We start from the raw sequence: 1,221 nt of genomic DNA, 5'->3' as shown, positions 1-1,221 counted from the left end.
TGACCTGCTCCCCGTTGATTAGTACACCCCGATGTTAGTAATGTCTTCATAAGCCACATGAGGACATCCCCATGAAGAAGCGTTTTTCCGACGAACAGATCATCAGTATTCTCCGCGAAGCCGAAGCTGGGGTACCCGCCCGTGAACTCTGCCGCAAGCATGCCATTTCCGATGCCACGTTTTACATCTGGCGTAAGAAGTATGGCGGTATGGAGGTGCCTGAAGTTAAGCGCCTGAAGTCGCTTGAGGAAGAGAACGCCAGACTCAAGAAGCTGCTTGCCGAAGCCATGCTGGATAAAGAGGCGCTTCAGGTGGCTCTTGGGCGAAAGTACTGACGACAGACCAGAAGCGGGAAGCCGTGATGTTGATGTGTGATGCGACCGGTCTGTCGCAACGTCGTGCCTGCAGGCTTACAGGTTTATCCCTGTCGACCTGCCGCTATGAGGCTCACCGTCCGGCTGCTGATGCGCATTTATCAGGGCGCATCACTGAGCTGGCACTGGAGCGCAGGCGTTTTGGCTACCGTCGTATTTGGCAGTTGCTGCGCCGTGAAGGGCTTCATGTTAATCATAAGCGCGTGTACCGGCTTTATCACCTCAGTGGCCTGGGCGTAAAACGCAGAAGACGTCGTAAAGGGCTGGCAACAGAACGTCTGCCGCTGCTCCGTCCGGCGGCGCCCAATCTGACCTGGTCGATGGATTTCGTCATGGACGCACTTTCCACCGGTCGCAGGATCAAGTGTCTTACCTGCGTCGATGATTTCACAAAGGAATGCCTGACGGTCACTGTTGCCTTTGGGATTTCAGGCGTTCAGGTCACGCGTATTCTGGACAGCATTGCACTGTTTCGAGGCTATCCGGCGACGATAAGAACTGACCAGGGGCCGGAGTTCACTTGCCGTGCACTGGATCAATGGGCCTTTGAGCATGGTGTTGAGTTGCGCTTAATCCAGCCGGGCAAGCCAACGCAGAACGGATTTATTGAGAGCTTTAACGGACGATTTCGCGATGAATGTTTGAATGAGCACTGGTTCAGCGATATCGTTCATGCCAGGAAAATTATTAATGACTGGCGGCAGGATTATAACGAATGCCGCCCGCACTCCACGCTGAATTATCAGACACCGTCTGAATTTGCAGCGGGCTGGAGAAAGGGTCATTCTGAGAATGAAGATTCCGACGTTACTAACTGAGTGTTGTATCTAATCGTGGGGGCAGGTCA

Annotated in this window: 1 protein-coding gene; it reads left to right on the top strand. The window is 53.5% G+C overall.

Annotated features, from left to right (window positions below; genetic code table 11):
• The first annotated feature begins 71 nt into the window (after positions 1-71).
• Positions 72-1,192, top strand: a protein-coding gene (locus FDX11_RS01635; RefSeq protein ID WP_096147877.1) for an IS3-like element ISSen4 family transposase whose coding sequence is annotated in 2 segments (ribosomal slippage) — positions 72-330 and positions 330-1,192 — 1,122 coding nt in all. Because the reading frame shifts where the segments join, the coding sequence is not laid out codon by codon here.
• Positions 1,193-1,221: the final 29 nt, after the last annotated feature.

This window comes from Citrobacter sp. wls714 (genome assembly GCF_005281025.1).
Taxonomy (GTDB): domain Bacteria; phylum Pseudomonadota; class Gammaproteobacteria; order Enterobacterales; family Enterobacteriaceae; genus Citrobacter; species Citrobacter werkmanii.
The sequence above is the reverse complement of the archived record's forward strand: the minus strand, read 5'-3'. Positions and strand labels throughout refer to the sequence as shown.